Origin of the sequence: Ancylobacter sp. Lp-2, from assembly GCF_020523795.1 — a bacterium.
GTDB lineage: Bacteria > Pseudomonadota > Alphaproteobacteria > Rhizobiales > Xanthobacteraceae > Ancylobacter.
Genome location: NZ_JAJALI010000009.1, coordinates 88,117 through 107,979 on the forward strand (window position 1 = coordinate 88,117; position 19,863 = coordinate 107,979).

General features: G+C 69.6%; 18 protein-coding genes. 10 read left to right on the forward strand and 8 right to left on the reverse strand.

The features are described 5' to 3' along the window. Nucleotides 1-173 precede the first annotated feature (173 nt). Together LGR54_RS20090 and LGR54_RS20095 are read right to left on the reverse strand one after the other, a co-directional pair. A complete protein-coding gene (locus LGR54_RS20090; protein WP_230363741.1) occupies nt 174-1,175 on the reverse strand; it encodes a tetratricopeptide repeat protein in 1,002 nt (333 codons plus the stop codon). Next, nucleotides 1,175-1,858 carry a thiamine phosphate synthase gene (locus LGR54_RS20095; protein ID WP_230363742.1) on the reverse strand — a complete coding sequence of 228 codons (684 nt, stop codon included), beginning with the start codon at nt 1,856-1,858 and terminating at the stop codon, nt 1,175-1,177. Before LGR54_RS20095 ends, LGR54_RS20090 begins: the two co-directional genes overlap by 1 nt. A gap of 254 nt (nt 1,859-2,112) precedes the next feature. Between LGR54_RS20095 and LGR54_RS20100 the strand changes: the two genes are divergently transcribed. Next, nucleotides 2,113-4,590, forward strand: coding sequence for a carbohydrate-binding family V/XII (locus LGR54_RS20100; RefSeq protein WP_230363743.1), 2,478 nt, complete (start codon nt 2,113-2,115; stop codon nt 4,588-4,590). Nucleotides 4,591-4,685: 95 nt separating this feature from the next. Here LGR54_RS20100 and pstB read toward each other — a convergent pair whose 3' ends face one another. The 5 genes from pstB to tkt all read right to left on the reverse strand — a co-directional run bounded on the left by pstB (nt 4,686) and on the right by tkt (nt 11,615). Beyond that, a complete protein-coding gene (gene pstB, locus LGR54_RS20105) occupies nt 4,686-5,513 on the reverse strand; it encodes a phosphate ABC transporter ATP-binding protein PstB (protein ID WP_370638245.1) in 828 nt (275 codons plus the stop codon). A 197-nt stretch (nt 5,514-5,710) separates the two neighbouring features. Further along, nucleotides 5,711-6,733, reverse strand: a complete 1,023-nt coding sequence (locus LGR54_RS20110; protein WP_230363744.1) for a class I fructose-bisphosphate aldolase — start codon at nt 6,731-6,733, stop codon at nt 5,711-5,713. 329 nt (nt 6,734-7,062) lie between these two features. Then, on the reverse strand, nt 7,063-8,262 hold the full coding sequence (gene pgk / locus LGR54_RS20115; RefSeq protein ID WP_230363745.1) for a phosphoglycerate kinase: 1,200 nt from the start codon (nt 8,260-8,262) through the stop codon (nt 7,063-7,065). Nucleotides 8,263-8,412: 150 nt separating this feature from the next. Then, nucleotides 8,413-9,420 (reverse strand): type I glyceraldehyde-3-phosphate dehydrogenase, encoded by a 1,008-nt coding sequence (gene gap, locus LGR54_RS20120; RefSeq protein ID WP_230363746.1) that lies wholly within the window; start codon nt 9,418-9,420, stop codon nt 8,413-8,415. Between the two features lie 200 nt (nt 9,421-9,620). Further along, a complete protein-coding gene (gene tkt, locus LGR54_RS20125; protein ID WP_230363747.1) occupies nt 9,621-11,615 on the reverse strand; it encodes a transketolase in 1,995 nt (664 codons plus the stop codon). A gap of 307 nt (nt 11,616-11,922) precedes the next feature. Between tkt and LGR54_RS20130 the strand changes: the two genes are divergently transcribed. The 9 genes from LGR54_RS20130 (at nt 11,923) to LGR54_RS20165 (ending at nt 17,933) form a co-directional block, all read left to right on the forward strand. Continuing rightward, nucleotides 11,923-12,204, forward strand: coding sequence for a DUF4164 domain-containing protein (locus tag LGR54_RS20130; protein ID WP_230363748.1), 282 nt, complete (start codon nt 11,923-11,925; stop codon nt 12,202-12,204). Between the two features lie 9 nt (nt 12,205-12,213). Continuing rightward, on the forward strand, nt 12,214-12,597 hold the full coding sequence (locus LGR54_RS20135) for a cell division protein ZapA (protein WP_230363749.1): 384 nt from the start codon (nt 12,214-12,216) through the stop codon (nt 12,595-12,597). Between the two features lie 77 nt (nt 12,598-12,674). Continuing rightward, nucleotides 12,675-13,553, forward strand: a complete 879-nt coding sequence (locus tag LGR54_RS25810; protein WP_255607758.1) for a S8 family serine peptidase — start codon at nt 12,675-12,677, stop codon at nt 13,551-13,553. Further along, the gene (locus tag LGR54_RS25815; protein WP_255607759.1) at nt 13,550-13,927 is read left to right on the forward strand and encodes a S8 family serine peptidase; all 378 of its coding nucleotides are present in this window, start codon (nt 13,550-13,552) and stop codon (nt 13,925-13,927) included. The genes LGR54_RS25810 and LGR54_RS25815 overlap by 4 nt, the downstream gene beginning before the upstream one ends. 91 nt (nt 13,928-14,018) lie before the next feature. Further along, entirely contained in the window at nt 14,019-14,249 is a 231-nt protein-coding gene (locus LGR54_RS20145; protein ID WP_230363750.1) for a hypothetical protein, read from the forward strand. A 97-nt stretch (nt 14,250-14,346) separates the two neighbouring features. Then, nucleotides 14,347-15,135 carry an inositol monophosphatase family protein gene (locus LGR54_RS20150; RefSeq protein ID WP_230363751.1) on the forward strand — a complete coding sequence of 263 codons (789 nt, stop codon included), beginning with the start codon at nt 14,347-14,349 and terminating at the stop codon, nt 15,133-15,135. A 132-nt stretch (nt 15,136-15,267) separates the two neighbouring features. Continuing rightward, on the forward strand, nt 15,268-16,356 hold the full coding sequence (locus tag LGR54_RS20155) for a MotA/TolQ/ExbB proton channel family protein (RefSeq protein ID WP_230363752.1): 1,089 nt from the start codon (nt 15,268-15,270) through the stop codon (nt 16,354-16,356). A 13-nt stretch (nt 16,357-16,369) separates the two neighbouring features. Continuing rightward, nucleotides 16,370-17,407, forward strand: coding sequence for a peptidoglycan -binding protein (locus tag LGR54_RS20160; RefSeq protein ID WP_230363753.1), 1,038 nt, complete (start codon nt 16,370-16,372; stop codon nt 17,405-17,407). A 43-nt stretch (nt 17,408-17,450) separates the two neighbouring features. Next, nucleotides 17,451-17,933, forward strand: a complete 483-nt coding sequence (locus LGR54_RS20165) for a GNAT family N-acetyltransferase (protein WP_230363754.1) — start codon at nt 17,451-17,453, stop codon at nt 17,931-17,933. 34 nt (nt 17,934-17,967) lie between these two features. On the opposite strand, the gene LGR54_RS20170 is transcribed toward LGR54_RS20165, so the two are convergent. Continuing rightward, nucleotides 17,968-19,794 (reverse strand): ABC transporter transmembrane domain-containing protein, encoded by a 1,827-nt coding sequence (locus tag LGR54_RS20170; RefSeq protein ID WP_370638246.1) that lies wholly within the window; start codon nt 19,792-19,794, stop codon nt 17,968-17,970. Between the last annotated feature and the right edge of the window lie 69 nt (nt 19,795-19,863).

A 19,863-nucleotide genomic window follows, 5' to 3' on the forward strand; every position in this document is an offset into this window, starting at 1 on the left:
GCGGGGCACCAGTCGACGGGCTATGGCCAAAAACAGGGTCTCCTGAGGCTGCGCGCCGCGCCCAGAAGCGCGATGCGCCACGATGAGTAGCGGCGTGCGGCGGCGGGAGCAAGGCACGCCCGGCCGGGCGTGCTGGGGAAACCGCGCTGGCTGGCGTTCCGCGGAGCGCCGGGTCAGCCTGCGGTACCGCCCGCCCATTTGCGCAGGATCGCCTCCGCCTTCGCCCGCTCGGGGGGCGTGAGGGTGGTAACCATCTTGTCGAGTTCGGCATCCTTCGCGCCGCCCTGCGACTGCGCCACCTTGTACCAGGCGGCGGCCAGCGGCTTGTCCTGCGGCACGCCGCGCCCGGACGAGAGGATCTTGGCATAGCGGTTCTGGGCGATGGCGTTGCCGGCCAGCGCCGCCTTGCGGAACAGCCCGGCGGCGCGCTCCTCGTCCCTGGGCATGCCGACGCCGTTGAACACCGCAATGGCATATTCGGTGGTGGCGACGACATGGCCGACCTCGGCGGCACGTTGCAGCAGCCGCGCCGCCTCGATCGGGTCGCGCGGCACGCCGCGTCCTTCCTTGTAGAGGATGGCGAGCGCGTAGAGCGCATCCGGCTCGTCCTGGTCGGCCGCCTTGCGGAACCAGTCGGCGGCGGTCGCCGGGTCCTTCGGCGCCGCCTCGCCCTCGAGATAGAGCAGGCCGAGATTATAGGCCGCGAGCGTGTTGCCCTTGGCGGCGGCATCGCGCAGCAGCGGCACCGCCTCGCCCTTGATCTGGGCGTTGTTGCCGGCTTCCTTGAGCTTCAGCGAGGCGAGGGCGAACAGCGCGTCGGCATTGCCCTTGGCGGCGGCGGCCTCGTACCACTGGCGGGCGGCGGCCTTGTCCTCGAACACGCCGTAGCCCTGCGAGAGGATTTCCCCCGCCAGCACCATGGCGACGGGATCATGGGCACTGTTCGCCCGCTCGACCGCCAGCTTCAGCGCGGTGGCATAGTCGCCGCGCTGAAAGGCGCCATAGGCGGCGTCGAGCGCCGCGTGGTCCTTGTCCGGGGCGGCAGGCGTCGCGGTGGCAGGCGTGGTAGCAGCAGGCGCGGTGGCGTCGGGCGCGTTCTGCGCCCGCGACGAGCCGGTGGCGGCGGCGAACAGCACGGTCGCCGCGACGGCGAGGGCGGCAGGCCGCGCCCGCATCAGGCCGCTCCCGCCGGCACCAGCCGGCTGGCAAGGGCCCGCCCGCCTTCCGCCGGCGCCTCGATGAGCAGGTTGTCGACGGCGATGAAATCCGCGCCGGCGGCGACGAGGATATCTACCTCTTCCAGCGTGCGGGCATAGGCGACGCAGGGGATCTCGAAGATGTCCGACCACCACTGCACGCGTTCGCGCGTGGCCTCGAAGGGCGGGCGGCGTCCCTGCGCGTCCGGCTCGCCGAACATCACATAGTCGGTGCCGCTCTCGCCGGCGGTCATCGCGTCGTGCTTGGTGCGCAGGTCGCCGACGCCGGCGATGCCGTCCGGCCGCACGGCGGTGAGCGCGGCCTTCAGTGCCGCGAGGCCGGCGGCATGCACGCCGTCGGCCTGGGTGGCGGCGGCGAAGGCGGCGTTGCCGTCGATCAGGCAGGCGGCGCCGGCCTGCTGGCAGGCGGCGACGAGCTCGCGCAGCGCGGCGGCGCTGGCTTCGCCGGGGCGTACCAGCACGGCGGCGAGGTCGCTCGCGGCGACGATGTCGCGCAGGAGTGTCACCAGCCGGCCGGCATCGCCATCGGGCGGCGGCAGCAGCAGATAGAGGCGCGGGGCGGGCGGGGCGGGAATCGTGTCGGATTTGGCCATGTTCGAGCCATGTCGCAGGATGGCGGCGAAAGCACGGCCGAAGCGCATGCGCCGACCGGATCCAACTCCTAGAACAAGTTTCCGGCAATTTGAAACGATTTCGCCGGCCCCCCGCTGCCGGGAGGCGCCGGCGGGTCGGGACAATGGGGGATTCCCCAATGCGTACACAGACTTGTCATGTGGTGCTTTTCAATCGCCGGTCCGCGCGCGCGGTGCTAAGCAGGATAGAGCCGCAGCTCGCCGCACGGGTGCCCGCTTCCGGGGAGGTCCGTGGTCTCGGCCAAAATGCCGGTGGAGGAAACATGTCCGCCCGTTCGATCCGTGCCTTTGGCGTCCGTCCGGCCGCGCTCCTGGCGCTCGCCGGCAGCCTCGTCGCCCTGCCGCCCGCCGTGTGGGCGCAGGCCGCGTCCACCCCGGCCGCCCCGACCTCGTCGCCCACCGCCGCCGCCGGCCTGTCCTGGCCGCGCAGCGTGACGATCGGCGACGACGCGCTGTCGATCTACCAGCCGCTCGTCGAGAGCTGGGACGGCGACCGCATCGCCGGCCGCGCCGCCGTCGCCTATGGCCCCGCGAAGGGGCAGCCGACCTACGGCATCGCGCATTTCACCGCCCGCGTCGCGGTCGACAAGCCGGCGCGGCTGGCGCAGCTGTCCAACATCGCGATCACCAGCGTCGACGTGCCCACCAAGCCGGATCTCGACACCAAGATCCTCTCGACGCTGCAGGCGCGCATTCCGGCCGAGGGCTTCACGGTGGCGCTCGACCACCTGCTCACCAGCTACGCCGCCAACAAGCAGCTGACCAAGGACATGGAGCAGCCGGTCGAGAACACGCCGCCCAAGCTGCTGTTCGTCGACAAGCCGACGCTGCTGGTGCAGATCGCCGGCACGCCGGTGCTGCGGCCGGTGGACGGCGCCCAGGGCTTCCAGCGCGTCGTCAACACCCATCCGCTGGTGCTCGCCTCCGCCGGCACCTTCTACCTCCAGGCGGCGGACTACTGGTACGAGGCCAAGGCGATCGACGGGCCGTGGAACCTGCTGACGCAGTCCAACCCCACGGTGGAAGCCGCCGGCTCGATGGCGAACTACGCCCAGCAGGCGGAAACCCTGCTGCCGGCCGATGGCAAGAAGCCGGCGCAGGCCCCGGCCGTCATCGTCTCCACCGTGCCGGCCGAGCTCGTCGTCACCGCCGGCGCCGCGACGATGGAGCCGGTGGGTGGCACCTCGCTGCTGCGCATGTCGAATGCCGACCATGCGGTGATCATGGACCCGTCCAACAACGCCTATTACGTGCTGGTGTCCGGCCGCTGGTTCCGCGCCGCCGCCCTCGCGGGACCGTGGAGCTACGTGGCCGGCGACCAGCTGCCGGCGCAGTTCAAGAGCATCTCGGCGACCGATCCGGTGGCCAATGCCCTCGTCGCGGTTCCCGGCACGCCGCAGGCCAAGGAGGCGGTGATCTCCACTTTGGTGCCGCAGACCGCCAGCGTCGCCCGCTCGACCCAGCTCACCATCCAGTATGATGGCGGCTCGCCGAAATTCGTGCCGATCAAGAGCACGCTGCTGAACTATGCCGAGAACACCCGCACCCCGGTGATCCAGCTCGACGCCAGCCGCTACTACGCGCTGTTCCAGGGCGCCTGGTTCGTGTCGGCGACCCCGACCGGCCCGTGGGTGATCGCCGACACCGTGCCGGCGGCGATCTACACCATCCCGCCGTCCTCGCCGCTGCACTACGTCACCTATGTTTATGTCTACGCCTCCAGCGCCGACGCGGTGACGGTCGGCTACACGCCGGGCTATCTCGGCGTGGTGGTGGCGCCGGGCGGCACGGTGGTCTACGGCACCGGCTATTCCTGCGTCGGCTATGTCGGCACCTACTGGTATGGCTGCCCGGACACCTATGGCTACAACGCCGCCTTCGCCTGGACCGAGGGCTTCGCCTTCGGCTTCGCCGCCGGCTATGCATGGGGCGCGATGTCGCCCTGGTGGGGACCTTATTGGGGCGTTGGTCCGTGGGGCGGGCCGTGGGCGGGCGTGAACGTCAACCAGACCAACATCTATGGCCGCTGGGGCGGCAACGCCACCGTCAACCATGCCTTCGGCTACAACCCGTGGACCGGCAATGAGTGGGCGGCGAACTCGGTCAACGGCGTCACCGGTCGCGGTACCGAATTCGCCGGCCGCTCCGCCGGCGGGTTCAATCCGTGGAACGGCAATTTCGCCGGCGGCCGCGAGGGCGGCTACTACAATCCCTCGACCGGCGCCTGGGGCGGCGCCCGCGCCGGCGCGGTGGGCAACAGCTACACCGGCAATTTCGCCGCCGGCCGCCAGTCGGCGAACTACAACCCGTCGACCGGCTTCGGCCATGCCTCGGAGACCGGCGTCACCCGCGACAACGGCCAGGTGAACGTCGACAGCCGCGGCGTCGCCGGCAATGTCCATTCCGGCAATGCGGTGGCGTGGAACAACGGCAATGTCTACACCGACCATGACGGCTCCATCCATCAGTACAATGCGGATGGCAGCTGGCAGCATCAGGTAAACGACGGCAGCTGGCAGCGCGACGCCGATGCCGGCCAGGTCGACCGCCTGAACACCCAGCGCCAGTTCCAGGGCTGGGGCGACCAGCGCGCCGACGACTTCGCCCGCTCCGGCGGCTGGAGCGGCGGCGGTGGCGGCTTCGATCGCGGCGGTTTCGGGGGGGGCGGTTTCGACCGGGGCGGCTTCGGTGGTGGCGGCGGCTTCGGTGGCTTCCATGGCGGCGGCGGCTTCCGCCGCTGAGCCTGCTTCCCGCTCTATGATCGAGGGGCGCCGTCCGCCGGGACGGCGCCCTTTTTCGTGATGAGGGGAGCGGCGGCACACCCGCCGTCCCGTTGCTATCCCATCTGGCCGGTGACGTAGCGCGTGGTGCGGGTGTCGCGCGGGCTGTCGAACAGGCGGGCGGTCGAGCCGAATTCGACGAGCTCGCCGAGATAGAGGAAGGCGGTGTCGTCGGCGATCCGCATGGCCTGCTGCAGATTATGGGTGACGATGATGATGGTGCAGTCGGGTTTCAGCGCCTCGAGGGTAGCCTCGATCTTGGCGGTGGAGATCGGGTCCAGCGCCGAGCACGGCTCGTCGAGCAGGATCACCTCCGGCCGGACCGCCATGGTGCGGGCGAGGCACAGCCGTTGCTGCTGGCCGCCGGAGAGCCCGAGCGCGCTGCGGCCGAGATTGTCGCGCACCTCGCCCCACAGCGCGGCGCGCATAAGCGCCTCCTCGACGCGCTCGCGCAGTTCAGCGGCGGTGAGCGTCTCGTTGAGCCGCAGGCCAAAGGCGACATTGTCGTAGATCGACATCGGGAAGGGCGAGGGCTTCTGCGTCACCATGCCGACGCGCTGGCGCAGCGTCAGTACGTCGATGCCGGGGGCGAGAATGTTCACGCCGTCGAGGCATACCTCTCCCTCGACGCGCTGGTCGGCATAAAGATCCGGCATGCGGTTGAAGATGCGCAGCAAGGTGGACTTGCCGCAGCCGGACGGCCCGATCAGCGCCGTCACCCGATTGGCGTGGATCGGCAGCGAGACGTCGCTCAGGGCGAGATGTGCGCCATAGCGGAAGCTGACGTGGAGCACATCGAGCTTCACATCCAGCCTCGGCGGCGGGCCGGTCGGCGCGTCGGAAGACTGGCTGCTGCTGGCGACGCCCTTGGGGTCCTGCCGCACGGTCCCGCTCTCCCCGTTATCCTAAGGGAAGCTAGGCCGCGATGGTCGCGCGAACCTCGCGCAAGATCAAGCGGCATGCGCGGTGGGCTGGCGGAAGATATGAGCCGGCAAAACGAAAACGCCGCCCCGAGGGGCGGCGTCCGATGGTGTCGACGAGAGGCGTGGCGCCGAGGCTTGCCTCTCGCGCCCGGCGGCGATCAGGCCGCCTTCTTTTCCTCGTCGGCGGCCCACTTACCCAGCGCGGCGAGGTAGTTCATCTTGGCGCGGTGGGTGAAGGCGGCCTGGCCGGCGCCCCAGTTCTCGTCCTTGCCCGACCACGCCTTCTGCGGCGCCGCCTGCAGGGCGCGGCCATAGGAGAAGGTGAGGTTCCACGGCAGGTTGCCGATCTTGATCATCGCGTCGAGATGGCCGGTGGCCGCCTCGTCCGACTGGCCGCCGGAGAGGAAGGCGATGCCCGGCACCGCCGGCGGCACGCAGTTCTTCAGGCAGCGGATGGTCTTCTCCGCCACTTCCTCATAGGAGACCTGCTTGGGCGACTTCATGCCCGGCACGGCCATGTTCGGCTTCAGCACCATGCCTTCGAGGCGGATGCGGGCATAGAACAGCTGCTGGAAGACTTCCTTCAGCACCCATTCGGTGACGTCGTAGCAGCGGTCGATGTCGTGGTCGCCGTCCATCAGCACTTCCGGCTCGACGATCGGCACGATGTTGGCTTCCTGGCACAGCGCCGCGTAGCGGGCGAGCGCCTGGGCGTTGGCGATCAGCGAGGTATAGCTGGGAATGCCGGCGCCGATGTCGATCACCGCGCGCCACTTCGCGAAGCGGGCGCCGAGGTCGTAATATTCCTTCAGCCGGCCGCCGAGGCCGTCGAGGCCCTCGGTGATAGTCTCGCCGGGAGCGCCCGGCTGCGGCTTGGCGCCGGCATCGACCTTGATGCCGGGGATGGAGCCGGCCTTCTGGATCAGCTCGACCAGCGGCGTGCCATCTTTGGCCTTCTGCCGGATGGTCTCGTCGAACAGGATGACGCCGGAGATGTACTTGGTCATCGCTTCGTCGGAGCGGAACAGCATCTCGCGATAGTCGCGACGGTTGTCGAAGGTGGATTCGACACCGATGGCGTCGAAACGCTTCTTGATGGTGCTGGAGCTTTCGTCCGCGGCGAGGATACCCTTGCCGCCCGCACACATTTTATACGCTACCTCGTCGAGGCTGGTCGTCATTCGTCTGTCTCCCGCAAAACGAACCGATGAAAATATCGCCGACCGAAACCCGCGCGGCCGATCGGCGACCCTTATAGCATCGGCCTCCGGCCTGTCCGTGCCTTGTCGCACGCGACCGACTGCCGATGCGGCAGTTGGGGCAAGTTCCGCAGGGTCGAACGAACCTTGCGACGCGAACCTGCCCCAGCATCTTGAAACTAGGCCGCTTTCTTGTCGATCAACGGTCTTGATCGCAGGGGCTCTAGTAGAATTTCAGGCCGGGTGTCGCCACCCGACCTGAATCATACGCCAAAACAATGCGCCGGCGTGGTTAATGATGGTCCGCCGCCCTAGCGGCGCAGCGCCTCGACGCCGGGAAGCGGCTTGCCTTCCAGCCATTCGAGGAAGGCGCCGCCGGCGGTCGAGACATAGGTGAAGCCCTCGGCCGCGCCGGCATGGTTGAGCGCCGCCACCGTGTCGCCGCCGCCGGCGACCGAGAGCAGCTTGCCTTCGCCGGTCAGCGCCGCCGCCGCCTTGGCCACCGCCACGGTGGCGGCATCGAAGGGGGCGAGCTCGAAGGCGCCGAACGGGCCGTTCCACACCACGGTCTTGGCGGTCTTCAGCTTGGCGACGACGTTCGCCACCGAGGCCGGGCCGGCATCGAGGATCATCTCGTCGGCCGCCACGCCGTCCACGCCGACGGTGCGGTTGTCGGCATGCGCCTTGAATTCCCTGGCCACCACCGCGTCGACCGGCAGCACGATCTCGCAGCCGGCGGCGGCCGCCTTGCCGACGATCTCGCGCGCGGTGTCGGCGAGGTCGTGTTCGCACAGCGACTTGCCGACATCCTTGCCCTCAGCGGCCAGGAAAGTGTTGGCCATGCCGCCGCCGATCACCAGCAGGTCGACCTTGGCGACGAGATTGCCGAGCAGTTCCAGCTTGGAGGACACCTTGGCGCCGCCGACCACCGCCATCACCGGGCGCTCGGGAGCTTCCAGCGCCTTGGCCAGCGCCTCGATCTCCACCTGCATGCAACGGCCCGCATAGGCCGGCAGGTGATGCGCCAGCCCTTCGGTCGAGGCATGGGCGCGGTGCGCGGTGGCGAAGGCGTCGTTGACATAGAGGTCGCCGAGCTTGGCCAGCGCCGCGACGAAATCCGGGTCGTTCTTTTCCTCGCGCGGGTCGAAGCGGGTGTTCTCCAGCAGCAGCACCTCGCCGGGCTGGAGCTTGGCGACCGCCGCCTCGGCGACCTCGCCGATGGTGGCGGGGGCGAAGGCGACCGGCTTGCCGAGACGCGAGGCCACCTCGCCGGCGATCGGCGCCAGCGAGAGCTTGGGATCGACGCCCTTCGGCCGGCCGAAATGGGCGAGCAGGATCACCTTGCCGCCCTTCTCGCTGATTTCGCGGATGGTGGGCAGCACGGCCTGGATACGGGTGTCGTCGGTGATGCGGCCGGCATCGGTCGGCACGTTGAGGTCGACACGCACCAGCACGCGCTTATTGGCGACATCGGCATCGTCGAGGGTACGGAAGGCGGAGGGAGCGGTCATTGGCGTTCTGTCCGGCTCTGGCGCTTCGGCCTGGTTGCTGGCTCCCGGCGGGGCGCCGGGTTGTGGTGCCGCAAGGGCAATCGAGAGGCGCCCGCGCGCGCCCGGAAACGAAACGGCCGGGCGTCTTGCGACGGCCCGGCCGGTTTGGCGTCAGATCAGCTTGCCGAGGGCAACCGCCGTGTCGGACATGCGGTTCGAGAAGCCCCACTCATTGTCGTACCAGGACAGCACCCGGACGAAATTGCCTTCCAGCACCTTGGTCTGGTCGAGGTGGAAGATCGAGGAGTGCGGGTCGTGGTTGAAGTCGGAGGAGACGTTCGGCTGGTCGGTGTAGCCGAGGATCCCCTTCAGTGGGCCATCGGCGGCCGCCTTGATCGCCGCGTTGATCTCGTCCTTGGTCACCTTCTTCTTGGCGACGAACTTGAAGTCGACCACGGAGACGTTCGGGGTCGGCACGCGGATCGAGGTGCCGTCGAGCTTGCCGGCGAGGTCGGGCAGCACCAGGCCCACCGCCTTGGCGGCGCCGGTGGTGGTCGGGATCATCGACAGCGCCGCGGCGCGGGCGCGGTAGAGATCCTTGTGCATGGTGTCCAGCGTCGGCTGGTCGCCGGTATAGGAGTGGATGGTGGTCATGAAGCCGTGGTCGATGCCGACGGCGTCGTTGAGCACCTTGGCGACCGGCGCCAGGCAGTTGGTGGTGCACGAGGCGTTGGAGACGACCAGGTGGTCCTTGGTCAGCTTGTCGTGGTTCACGCCGTAGACCACGGTGAGGTCGGCGCCGTCGGCGGGAGCCGAGACCACCACGCGCTTGGCGCCGGCGGTCAGGTGGGCGGCGGCCTTGTCGCGGGCGGTGAAGATGCCGGTGCATTCCAGTGCCACGTCGACGCCGAGCGCGGCGTGCGGCAGCTCGGCCGGGTTGCGCACGGCGGTGACCTTGATCGGGCCGCGGCCGACATCGATGGTGTCGCCGTCGACCGTCACCGTGCCGGGGAAGCGGCCATGCACGCTGTCGAAGCGCATCAGGTGGGCGTTGGTCTCGACCGGGCCGAGATCGTTGATGGCGACCACCTCGATATCGGTGCGGCCCGATTCGATGATGGCGCGCAGAACGTTGCGGCCGATACGTCCGAAGCCGTTGATGGCTACCTTGAGCGTCATGCGTCTACCCCCGGGTAATTGCTTCCTATTCAATACGAGCAGGAAGGCTCATAGCGCGCCCAACCTTACGACACCAGACGCCTCCGCCGTCGATATGGCTTGAGCGCAGGGCTCGCGACCGCCGCATGCGTCAAAGTCATGACTTCACTCATGACTTTGACGTGCGGCTAATCGTCGAGACGGGGCGTTTGGCCCCCGCATCAGCCCTTCTTGAGGCGGGCCTTGGCGGTGGCGGCGACGTTCTCGGCGGTGATGCCGAACTGCGCGAACACCTTGGGCGCCGGGCCGGAGGCGCCGAAGCCGTGCATGCCCACGAAGGCGGCGTCGGAGCCGACGATGGCGTCCCAGCCCTGGCGGATCGCCGCCTCGATGGCGACCTTCACCGGCGCGGTGCCGATGACCTGCTTGCGGGTCTCTTCCGGCTGGTTGAGGAACAGCTCGAAGCTCGGCACCGAGACCACACGGGTCGGGATGCCCTCGGCCTCGAGCAGGTCGCGGGCGGCGGCGGCGAGCGACACTTCCGAGCCGGTGGCGAACAGCGACACCTCGGCGTCGTCGGAGGCGGCGACGATCTCATAGGCGCCGCGCGCGGTGAGGCAGCGCTCATTGGCGTCGGTGCGCATTAGCGGCAGGTTCTGCCGGGTCAGCGCCAGCACGCTCGGGCCGTTCTTGCGCTCGAGGGCGATCTTCCACGCCTCGGCGGTCTCCACCGTGTCGCAGGGGCGGAACACCAGGAGGTTCGGGATGGCGCGCAGGGCGGCGATCTGCTCCACCGGCTGGTGGGTCGGGCCGTCCTCGCCGACGCCGATCGAATCGTGGGTGAACACGTAGACGACGCGCACGCCCATCAGCGCCGCGAGGCGGATCGAGGGGCGGCAATAGTCGGAGAACACCAGGAAGGTGCCGGCATAGGGGATGAAGCCGCCATGCAGGGCGATGCCGTTCAGCGCGGCGGCCATGCCGTGCTCGCGGATGCCCCAGTTGATGTAGCGGCCGTCATATTTCGGCGGCTCGACATAGACCGAGGTGGCCTTGGTCTTGGTGTTGTTGGAGTGGGTGAGGTCGGCCGAGCCGCCCACCATCTCCGGCAGCGCCGCGGTCAGCGCTTCCAGCACGATCTCGGAGGACTTGCGGGTGGCGACCGGGGTCTTGTCGGCCTGCGCCTTGGCGACGATGCCGGCGGTGACCTCGGCGAACTTGGACGGCAGCTCGCCGCGCACCCGGCGCTCGAACTCGCCGCGCTTGTCGTGGTCGGTGCCCTTCAGCCGCTCGTTCCAGCTCTTGTGCGCCTGGCGCGAACGCAGCCCGGCGAGGCGCCAGGCGTCGAGCACGTCGGTCGGCACCACGAAGGGCGGGGCTTCCCAGCCGAGCGCGGCGCGGGTGCCCGCGATCTCCTCGGCGCCGAGCGGGGCGCCGTGCACGCCGTTCGAGCCGGCCTTGGTGGGCGCGCCGAAGCCGATGGTGGTGCGGCAGGCGATCAGCGAGGGCTTCTCGGTGGTCTTGGCGCGCTCGAGGGCGGCGAGGATGGCCTCGGGGTCGTGGCCGTCGACGCGGGTGGCTTCCCAGCCGGAGGCTTCGAAGCGGGCGAGCTGGTCGGTCGCCACCGAGAGCGAGGTCGGGCCGTCGATGGTGATGTGGTTGTCGTCCCACAGCACGATCAGCTTGCCGAGCTTCTGGCGGCCGGCGATCTCGATCGCCTCCTCCGAGATGCCTTCCATCAGGCAGCCGTCGCCGGCGATGACATAGGTGTGGTGGTCGACGAGGTCGGAGCCGAACTGGGCGGCCAGCATGCGCTCGGCGAGCGCGAAGCCCACCGCGTTGGCGAGGCCCTGGCCGAGCGGGCCGGTGGTGGTCTCCACCCCGACGGTGTGGCCGTATTCCGGGTGGCCGGGGGTCTTGGAGCCGAGCTGGCGGAAATTCTTGATGTCCTCGATGCTCATGCCCTCATAGCCGGTGAGGTAGAGCAGCGAGTAGATCAGCATCGAGCCGTGGCCGGCCGAGAGGATGAAACGGTCGCGATCCGGCCAGTGCGGGTCGGTGGGATCGTATTTCAGCACCTTGCCGAACAGCACGGTCGCGGCGTCGGCCATGCCCATCGGCATGCCGGGATGACCGGATTTGGCGGCCTCGACGGCGTCCATCGAGAGGAACCGGATGGCGTTGGCCATGCGATCGTGCTTTTCGCGGGTCGACATGAGGTCTGGTGACTCCCAGGGGCGCGTGTTCGGCGCGTGTGCGTTCGGGGGCAAAGGCGGGCGTAGAATCGGCGGGCTTACGGGCGTGCCGCGTCGGGGCGGCCGTCGGCGCGCCGCATGTGGCCGCCCCGACGTCATCGGGGCCTGCCGCAGTGCGGCATCGACGGGCGCGAGTGATAGCATCACGGGTCGGCCTGTCAAAGGGCGCGACGGCCGGCGAGGGGCGGTTTGCGCCGGTTGACGCCCGGCGCCGGGCGAGCCCAATCTAGTCGAATCACGCCTTACGTTACCCATGGAGCGCGCCCGCATGACCGATACGGCCCCGGTGGACGCCGCCGCGCGGCGCTTCAACGCCGCCATGGAGGCGCTGGAGGCGGCGGTGGAGCGCCGGCTCGACGTCGAGCGGCAGGAGGCGGCGCTCGCCGAGCAGGTCCATGTGCTCGGCGCCGATCGCTCCCGTCTCGCCGCCCAGCTCGACGGCGCGCAGGCGCAGGCCGAGCGGCTGATGGGGGCGAGCGACGAGGTCGCCCGCCGGCTCGGCGGCGCCATGGAAACCATCCGCGCGGTCCTCGCCGCGCACGAGCGGTGAGATCCTGATATGGCCCATGTCACCGTCACCATTGCCGGGCGCGCCTACCGCATGGCCTGCGACGACGGCCAGGAGGAGCACCTCTCCCGCCTCGGCCAGGAGGTCGACGCCCGCATCGACGATTTGCGCAAGGCGTTCGGCGAGATCGGCGACCAGCGGCTCAGCGTGATGGCGGCGATCACGCTGGCCGACGAACTCAGCGAGCTGCGCCGTCGCCACCGCGTGCTGGAGCAGGAATTGCAATCCGAGCGTGTGCGCCTCGCCGTCGCCACCCAGCGCTCCGAGCTCGCCGAGCGCACCGTCTCCGACGCCTTCACCAAGGCCGCCGAACGCATGGAGCGCCTCGCCCGCGAGCTCGGCACCAGCCCGTCTTCCGACGTGGGAATGGGCTAGGGTTGCGCACTTCTTAACTTGCTCGCAATGGTTGTGTGATCTAGTTTCCGCACCGGGGATGAATTCCGGGGGGAATCATGGATCGCGTGTTCGTTCGTCTGCCGACGAAGCAGCTGAAGCTCGATCTGCTGCAGGGGGTGGCGCTCGATCTGAAGGGGCATGTGCCGCGCACCTCGGTTTCAAATCCCGATACGCTGGTGATGCAGGTCGGGGACGAGGAGCGCTGCCGCCTCGAGTCGCTGGGCGCCACCATTTTCGAGAACGTCACCTTCACGGTGCTGCCGGATGCCGACGACGACCATGGCGATTTCGACCGCCCGCAGGAGTCGCGCCTGCAGGCCTGGCAGGGCCTGCTCGGCGACGCGGCCGACGGCGATCTCGGCCAGGTGATGCAGCAGATCCGCGCACCGCAGGCCTGGCGTCATAGCCGGGGCCGGGGCGTCACCATCGCGGTCGTCGACACCGGCATCTCGGACGGGTTGCTGGAGATCGGCCGGCGCCGTCGCTCCCCGGTCAATCTCGCCTTGGCGCATCGCGCGACGCCGTGGGAGGACACGATGGGGCACGGCTCGATGTGCGCGGCGATCGCCGCCGGCTCGTCGCTCACCGGCCGCTATGACGGCGTCGCGCCGGAGGCCACGGTGATCGCGGCGCGCTGCAACCTGTGTTCCGACGACGTTCTCGCCGTCTACGACAATCTTATCGAGGCGCGGGACGCCGGCCTCATCGAGGGGCCGGTCGTCGCGACGAATTCCTATGGCGTCCGGATCTGCCAGTCGCCGGGCTACATGCCGGGCGACCACCCTTTCATGAGGGCCATCGAGGCGGCGGTAGCGCGCGGTATCTTCGTCTGCTTCGCCGCCGGCAACTATCATGCGGGCGCCCTGTGCCAGTTCCAGCCGGACGACTGTGGCCCCAATTCCATCTGGGGCCGAATTCGCACGATCTGGTCATGAGCGTCGGCACGGTGAACCGGGAGCTCAGCAATTGCGACAGGTCGACCCCGCACTGCAATTCCAGCCGCGGGCCGGGCGAATGGGCGGCCCTGCATCCCAAGCCGGACTGCGTGGCGCCCACCTATGGCGAAGTGTCGTGGGGGGCGAGCTATCGGCGTGGACGATGGTGGGGCACGTCGGGGGCCTGTCCGCAGGTCGCCGGCCTCGCCGCCCTCATCCTGTCGCTCGCGCCCGCGGCCACACCCGCGCAGGTTGCCGACATCATCCGCAAAACTTGCTCTTTGCTGGAGGAGGGACCACACTGCGTGGGCAGGGGACTGATCGACTGCGAGGCCGCGGTCGAGAGGGCCCGCCACGAGTGGGGCGTGGTTTAGCTGGGCGGGTTTGGCACAACCGCAGGTGCTGCCTGCCTCGTTATCCTTGAGAGCGTGGGCGCGGGGTCGCCCCGGCCGTCGGAGGATACAGGTGCTGCTTCGTTTTGAAACTCAGAATGAGAGAAGCAATTTTTTCACGCGCGTCCGGCAATTGGAGCCGAAGCTCGAGGGGTTTCTGCGCGCCTCCTATTCGCAGCCGACCGTGGTGACGGTGAGGGTCGACGACCAGCGCGACCAGCAGCGGCTGCTGTCGATCGCCCGCCAGGGCGCCACCGTGAAGATCTTCGACGACGTGCCGTTCACGCCCCTCGGCGCGCGCTGAGCGCCTGGAATGGCCGACTGAGCCCTTGACGGTGAGCGCCGCGGGCGGCACAGGGTCTCCATCGCACTTGTCCGTTCAGCTCGCCGGAACCGTCCCCATGATCCGCTCCCCCCTGATGACCGTCATGGTCGCTGCCGTGCGCAAGGCCGGCCGCTCCCTCGTCCGCGACTTCGGCGAGGTCGAGAACCTGCAGGTCTCGCTCAAGGGGCCGGCCAATTTCGTCTCCAACGCCGACCGCAAGGCCGAGCGCATCCTGCATGAGGAACTCTCCAAGGCGCGGCCGAATTTCGGCTTCATCATGGAGGAGAGCGGCGAGCGCGAGGGCAGCGATGAATCGCATCGCTGGATCGTCGATCCGCTCGACGGCACTACCAATTTCCTGCACGGCATCCCGCTGTTCTGCATCTCGGTGGCGCTGGTGCGCGACGGGGTGCCGGTCGCCGGGGTGATCTTCAATCCCGTGACCGACGAGATGTTCATCGCCGAGAAGGGCGCCGGCGCCTTCATGAACGACCGGCGCATCCGCGTCGCCGCCCGCTCGGCGCTGGCCGACAGCGTCATCTGCTGCGGCCTGCCGCATATGGGGCGCGGCGACCTCGCCGGCTTCGGGCGCGAATATGCCGCGCTCGCCCCGCGCGTCGCCGGCCTGCGCCGCACCGGCACCGCGGCGCTCGACCTCGCCTGGGTGGCGGCCGGGCGTTTCGACGGCTTCTGGGAGCGCAACCTGTCGTCCTGGGACATGGCGGCCGGCATCATCCTGGTGCGCGAGGCCGGCGGCTACGTCTCCGATCTCGCCGATGGCGACAAGATGCTGGCCAAGGGCGAGATCATCGCCGGCAATGAAGGCATCCGCCGCGACCTTCTCAACCTGCTGCGCAAGGCCTGAGAATTCCGCGCATATTCCGCGGAATTCCGCTGGTGCGCGTTTCATTTCGAACGCGCTGTGGCATAGTCCGGCCTTGATTTCGGTGGCCGCTGTCCTAACGCGGTTGCCGCGTGCAGGAGACGGCCACCGGCAATGGACGCGAACGACCCCTTTCACAAGCTGTCTTCGCCCCGCATCTTCCTGGTGCGGATGTTCGTGTTCCTTCTGCTGTGCGCGGCGCTCGGCTCCGTGCTGCACGAGCAGATCTGGCGGGCGTTCCTCTACAATCCCGGGCTGAACGGCGTCATCTTCGGCGTGCTCGCCATCGGCATCCTGTTCGCCTTCCGCCAGGTGTTCCGCCTGCTGCCGGAAGTCGAGTGGGTGAACGCGTTCCGCCTGGTCGATCCCGGCATCGAGGTGCGGCGCAACCCGGTGCTGCTGGCGCCGATGGCGGCGCTGCTCGGCGACCGCGTCGGTCGCATGACCATCTCGCAGATGACCATGCGCAGCATCATGGAGTCGATCGGCACCCGCCTCGACGAGGGCCGGGACCTGCTGCGCTACCTCACCGGCCTGCTGGTGTTCCTCGGCCTGCTCGGCACGTTCTGGGGCCTGATCGAGACCGTCGGCTCCATTGGCGGGGTGATCGCCTCGCTCGATGTCGGGCCGAATTCCGGCTCGGTGTTCGACGCCATGAAGACCGGCCTCGCCGCGCCGCTGTCGGGCATGGGCATCTCGTTCTCGTCCTCGCTGTTCGGCCTCGCCGGCTCGCTGATCCTCGGCTTCCTCGATTTGCAGGCCGGGCAGGCGCAGAACCGCTTCTACACCGATCTTGAGGACTGGCTCGCCACCACGGTGGAGGATCTCGGCGTCGAGAAGGTGACGAAGCCGGTGCCGGCGCCGCTGCCGGTCGCCCTGCCGGCGACGCCGGTCACCCCGGCCGGCCCGGCGCCGCTGCCGTCGCCCTCGGCCTTCCTGCCGCCGCCCGGCCTCAGCCAGCTCGACCTCAACCACCTCACCGACGCCGTCGCCCGGCTCGACCGCACCATGACCGAGGCCGGCTCGCAGCGTGTCACCACCGCGATGGCGCATCTCGCCGAAAGCCTGCAGGGCCTGGTGCAGCATATGCGCTCGGAGCAGCAGATGGTGCGCGACTGGGTGGAGGCGCAGGCCGAGCAGCAGAAGGACATCAAGAAGCTGCTCGAGCGGCTCGCCCGCGAGAGCGACCGCGAGCGGGCCTGAGGAGGGCGGGTCCATGGCGCTGGGACGCTCCCGCGGTCGCGAACGTACGATCGATTACTGGCCCGGCTTCGTCGACGCGCTGTCGACGCTGCTGATGGTCTTCATCTTCCTGTTGTCGGTGTTCGTGCTGGCGCAGTTCTTCCTGACCCAGGAGATGACCGGCAAGGACGACGCAATGTCGCGGCTGCAGGCGCAGATCCGCGCGCTCACCGACCAGCTGGCGCTGGAGCGCGCCGGCCAGGACGAGAGCTCCTCCGAGATCGGCAATCTGCGCGCCAGCCTGCTGGCGCTGGAGAAGGAGCGCACCGATCTGCTCGACGCCGCCGAGGCCGCCGCCTCGGTGCCGGCCGACCTGTCGGCCGCGCAGGGCCAGAACGCCGAGCTCGGCCGCCAGCTGGCGCAGCAGAAGGACGCCACCACCGACGCCGCCCAGCAGATCGCGCTGCTCAACCAGCAGATCGCCGCGCTGCGCAAGCAGGTGGCGGCGCTGGACGAGGCGCTGAACATCGCCGAGAAGAAGGACAGCGAGAGTCAGGCCCGCCTCACCGATCTCGGCCGCCGGCTCAATGTCGCGCTGGCGCAGCGTGTGCAGGAGCTCACCCGCTACCGCTCGGAGTTCTTCGGCCGGCTGAACGCCATTCTCGGCAACCGGCCGGGCATCCGCGTGGTCGGCGACCGCTTCGTGTTCCAGTCGGAGATCTTCTTCGACCGCGCCTCTTCCAATCTGCGCCCGGAATCGATGCCGGCGCTGGACCAGATCGCCGCGGCGCTGATCCAGCTGGAGAAGGAGATCCCCTCCGACCTCGCCTGGGTGCTGCGCGTCGACGGCCATACCGACGACCGGCCGATCCAGACGCCGCAATTCCCCTCCAACTGGGAACTGTCGGCGGCGCGCGCCATCGCGGTGGTGCAGTATCTGGCGGGCAAGGGCGTGTCGCCGCAGCATCTGGTCGCCGCCGGCTTCGGCGAGTACCAGCCGCTCGACGGCAGCGACAGCGACGAGGCGCGCAACCGCAACCGCCGTATCGAGCTGAAGCTCACCGAGCGCTAGGAGCGGGCGATGGAGCGGCCGGCGACGAAAGGCGGACGCTGAGATGATCCCTCCCGGTTCGCCCCTGCTGCGCGGCTTCGGCTGGGAGCAGATGCCGGCTCTGGCCGATCTGTGGGTCGAGAGCTGGCAGGAAGCCATGCCGGAGATCGATTTCGAGGCGCGACGCGGCTGGCTGTGCCGGCGCATCGGCGTGCTGATCGACGCCGGCACGCGGGTGGAGACGGCGGTGGACGACGCCGGCCGGGCGCTGGGCTTCGTCACCGTGGATCCGTCGACCGGCTATGTCGACCAGCTGGTGGTGCATCCCGACCATTGGGGGCGCGGCATCGCGCGGGCGCTGATCGAGGCGGCCGCGACGGCCTCGCCGACCAGCCTGACGCTGGACGTCAACGAGGAGAACGACCGTGCGGTGCGCTTCTACGCGACGCTGGGCTTCGTGGTGACGGCGCACGGCACCAACCCGACCTCCGGCCGCCCGACGCTCAGGATGGAGCGGCGCGCCGCGCCGGCGCCGTCCGCCGGCTGAGCCGTCGCCGCGCTGGCGGAACCGGGGCGACCGTTCAGATCGGCGAAGCCGTCTCCGCCCGCGCCGCCGGCGCGTTGTCGCCGAATTGCAGCGCCGCCAGCCGGGCATAGAGCCCGCCCTTCGCCACCAGCTCGGCATGGCGGCCTTCCTCGACGATGCGACCGTGCTCCATGACGAGGATGCGGTCGGCGGAGAGCACGGTGGCGAGCCGGTGGGCGATCACCAGCGTGGTGCGCCCCTGCATGGAGCGGTCGAGCGCCGCCTGCACCAGCGTCTCGCTCTCGGCGTCGAGCGCCGAGGTCGCCTCGTCGAGCAGCAGCACCGGCGCCTGGCGCAAGATGGCGCGGGCGATGGCGATGCGCTGGCGCTGGCCGCCGGACAGCGTCACGCCGCGCTCGCCGACCGGGGTGTTCCAGCGCTCGGGCAGCCGCTCGATGAATTCGTCGGCGCTGGCGAGGCGGCCGGCCTCTTCCACCTCGGCGTCGCTGGCCTCGGGCCGGCCGAGGCGGATATTCTCGCGGATCGAGGCGGCGAAGATGGCGACGTCCTGCGGCACCAGCGCGAGGCGAGCGCGCACCGCGCGCGGGTCCGCCGTGGCGATGTCGATGCCGTCGATCTCGATATGGCCGGATTGCGGGTCGTAGAAGCGCAGCAGCAGCTGGAACAGCGTGCTCTTGCCGCCGCCCGAGGGGCCGACGATGGCGACCCGCTCGCCGGGCCGCACCGTGAAGGAGACGCCGGCAAGCGCCGGCAGCTCGGGCCGGGTCGGGTAGGCGAAGCCGACCTCGGCGAAGCGCACCGCTCCCGCCGGGGGCTGCGGCAGCGCGCGCGGCGCGGCCGGCGGGGCGACCCTGGGCTGTTCGTCGAGCAGCTCGGCGATGCGCCCGGTGGCGCCGGCGGCCTGCGAGACCTCGCCCCACACCTCGCCGAGCTGGCCGAGCCCGCTCGCCGCCAGTACCGCATAGAGTACGAACTGGCCGAGCGTGCCGGCGCTCATCGTGCCGGCCAGCACCGCATTGGCGCCGGCCCAGAGGATGCCGACCACCGAGGCGAAGATCAGGAAGATCGCCACCCCGGTCAGCAGGGAGCGGGCGCGGATGGCGTCGCGGGCGGCGCCGAAGGCGTGCTCGACCGCGCCGTCGAAGCGGTCCTTCGCCGCCGTCTCGGCGGTGTTGGCCTGCAAGGCGCGCATGGCGCCGACCGCCTCGGTGGCGTAGGCGGAGGCCTCGGCGAGCACGTCCTGCGCCTCGCGCGAGCGCTTGCGCACTCCGCGCCCGGAGCCGAGCAGCACCACCACGATCAGCGGGATCGCCACCAGGAGGATCACCGACAGCCACGGGCTGGTGATCGCCATCATGATCGCCGCGCCGATGAACAAGACGATGTTGCGCAGGGCGATCGAGGCGGAGGCGCCGACCGCCGACTTGATCTGGGTGGTGTCGGCGGTCAGCCGCGAGACGATCTCGCCGGCGCGCGCCTGGTCGTAGAAGGCGCCGTCGAGCTTGAGCAGATGCGCGAACACCTGCGCGCGCAAATCGGCGACGATGCGCTCGCCGAGCGTCATGACGAGGTAGTAGCGCAGCGCCGAGGCACCGGCGAGCACCGCGACCACGCCGATCATCACCAGGAAATACTGCTGGACATAGCCGGCATGGCTGGTGTCGAAGCCGAGATCGATCATCCGGCGCACCGCCACCGGCACCACCAGCGTCGCCAGCGCGGCGGCGACCAGGGCGGCGACGGCGGCGAGGGCGCGACCCTTGTAGCGCCTCACATGCGGCCACAGCGCCTTCAGCGGCGTGAGGTCGGCGCGGCGCCGGCGGGAGGCGGTCTCGGCAATCGTCGGCTCGACTTGTGTCACGCTCAGGTCTCGGTTATAGACCCGCACGGATTTCCGGCAGGATCGTTTTTGAAGATCGCCGCGTGGCTC

What these genes read in the sequence shown, in the direction of transcription:
- tkt (WP_230363747.1), bottom strand. Translation starts at nt 11,615, where the DNA reads ATGTCGACCCGCGAAAAGCACGATCGCATGGCCAACGCCATCCGGTTC.
- LGR54_RS20155 (WP_230363752.1), top strand. Translation starts at nt 15,268, where the DNA reads ATGGACGCGAACGACCCCTTTCACAAGCTGTCTTCGCCCCGCATCTTC.
- LGR54_RS20090 (WP_230363741.1), bottom strand. Translation starts at nt 1,175, where the DNA reads ATGCGGGCGCGGCCTGCCGCCCTCGCCGTCGCGGCGACCGTGCTGTTC.
- LGR54_RS20110 (WP_230363744.1), bottom strand. Translation starts at nt 6,733, where the DNA reads ATGACGACCAGCCTCGACGAGGTAGCGTATAAAATGTGTGCGGGCGGC.
- gap (WP_230363746.1), bottom strand. Translation starts at nt 9,420, where the DNA reads ATGACGCTCAAGGTAGCCATCAACGGCTTCGGACGTATCGGCCGCAAC.
- LGR54_RS20150 (WP_230363751.1), top strand. Translation starts at nt 14,347, where the DNA reads ATGATCCGCTCCCCCCTGATGACCGTCATGGTCGCTGCCGTGCGCAAG.
- LGR54_RS20095 (WP_230363742.1), bottom strand. Translation starts at nt 1,858, where the DNA reads ATGCGCTTCGGCCGTGCTTTCGCCGCCATCCTGCGACATGGCTCGAAC.
- LGR54_RS20135 (WP_230363749.1), top strand. Translation starts at nt 12,214, where the DNA reads ATGGCCCATGTCACCGTCACCATTGCCGGGCGCGCCTACCGCATGGCC.
- LGR54_RS20160 (WP_230363753.1), top strand. Translation starts at nt 16,370, where the DNA reads ATGGCGCTGGGACGCTCCCGCGGTCGCGAACGTACGATCGATTACTGG.
- LGR54_RS25815 (WP_255607759.1), top strand. Translation starts at nt 13,550, where the DNA reads ATGAGCGTCGGCACGGTGAACCGGGAGCTCAGCAATTGCGACAGGTCG.
- pgk (WP_230363745.1), bottom strand. Translation starts at nt 8,262, where the DNA reads ATGACCGCTCCCTCCGCCTTCCGTACCCTCGACGATGCCGATGTCGCC.
- LGR54_RS25810 (WP_255607758.1), top strand. Translation starts at nt 12,675, where the DNA reads ATGGATCGCGTGTTCGTTCGTCTGCCGACGAAGCAGCTGAAGCTCGAT.
- LGR54_RS20165 (WP_230363754.1), top strand. Translation starts at nt 17,451, where the DNA reads ATGATCCCTCCCGGTTCGCCCCTGCTGCGCGGCTTCGGCTGGGAGCAG.
- LGR54_RS20130 (WP_230363748.1), top strand. Translation starts at nt 11,923, where the DNA reads ATGACCGATACGGCCCCGGTGGACGCCGCCGCGCGGCGCTTCAACGCC.
- LGR54_RS20100 (WP_230363743.1), top strand. Translation starts at nt 2,113, where the DNA reads ATGTCCGCCCGTTCGATCCGTGCCTTTGGCGTCCGTCCGGCCGCGCTC.